Annotated in this window: 2 protein-coding genes; one reads left to right on the top strand and one right to left on the bottom strand. The window is 44.9% G+C overall.

The features are described from left to right. A partial coding sequence (locus R7D93_RS25475) for a tRNA-dihydrouridine synthase (protein WP_318129579.1) occupies window positions 1-537 on the top strand: 537 nt, incomplete at its 5' end. A 113-nt stretch (window positions 538-650) separates the two neighbouring features. On the opposite strand, the gene R7D93_RS25470 is transcribed toward R7D93_RS25475, so the two are convergent. After that, window positions 651-1298 (bottom strand): GGDEF domain-containing protein (locus R7D93_RS25470; protein WP_318129578.1); only part of this gene is annotated, 648 nt, incomplete at its 5' end.

The raw sequence follows: 1298 nt of genomic DNA, 5'->3' as shown, positions 1-1298 counted from the left end.
GAAAACCCTGAAGACTGTTTTGAAATCGTGGATGCGATTCAATCTGCGGGAGCGAATGAACTGACCGTTCACGCACGTACTAAGCCAGGCGGTTATAAAGCATCTGAAATCAAGTGGGAATACATCAATAAAATTCGCGAGCGATTCTCCATCCCTTTGATTGCCAATGGTGAAATCTGGAATTTCGAAGATGGTCAACGCTGCATTGAAACCACTGGTGTCGACTCTCTGATGGTGTGCCGTGGTGCGTTCAACATTCCTAACCTAGGTAACATGGTAAAACACAACCACACGCCAATGGTTTGGTCTGATGTGGTCGACCTGCTGATCTACTACTCAAAGTTTGAAATGAAGGGTGATAAAGGTTTGTACTATCCAAACCGCGTGAAGCAATGGTTCGCTTACCTGCGCCAATCTTACCCAGAAGCTAACGAATTATTCCGCGAAATCCGAACATTTAATAAAGCAGCACCGATTGTTGAGCACATCCAGCGCTACCGCGATGAACTCCAATCGCGTCAAAGCCAAGTGGCTTAAGCACTCAACATGCACGAATTGTGCGCAATGGTTGAACGACAAGTACAAAAAAGGGCGATATTATCGCCCTTTTAGCTATTTGTCAGACGGCCTTTTAGCAAGCGCGCCTCGAACTAATAACAAATCTTGTTCTTTCCGGTACTTTTCGCTTCATAGAGCTTCTCATCAGCCGCCTTGAACAGTTCATCAAAGCTTTCTGCTTTGCTTGCAGAGCTAAAGACCACACCACCCGACACGGTAAATCCATTCTTCGTGACTCGTCGTGATCGTTCATCAATCGCTTTTTTGACTCGTTCGAGAATGTGCTTCATCCCTTCAATATCTTCATCGTATATCGCGAGAATAAACTCTTCGCCACCAAAGCGAGATGCGACGTCACTGTGACGAATGTTGTCTCGGATGCACTTCGCGACCAGTTGAATCGCAGAGTCACCTACATCATGGCCGTAAGTATCATTGATAGTCTTAAAGTTATCGATATCGAACACAGCCAATGCCACGTTCTTCTTCGTCATTTTATTACGCCAAACGGCCTGCATTCCTCTGCGGTTGAGCAGCCCTGTCATTGGGTCTCTTGCAGCAAGATCTTTAAAGTAGCGACGTTCGGTGTGCATGTTGACATAAAACAGTACTACGGTACTCAATACGTAAATAAAGACCGCGACCATGATGCTGTACTTTTCAAAGAACGTTAAATTCTTAATCTCGCTCCATAAGTTATATTCGTAATAAATACTGTGATTGGCACTCAAGCGCTCTTT

Source organism: Vibrio sp. YT-15, from assembly GCF_033337445.1.
Lineage (GTDB): Bacteria > Pseudomonadota > Gammaproteobacteria > Enterobacterales > Vibrionaceae > Vibrio > Vibrio alginolyticus.
This window is presented reverse-complemented; position numbering and strand designations above follow the sequence as displayed.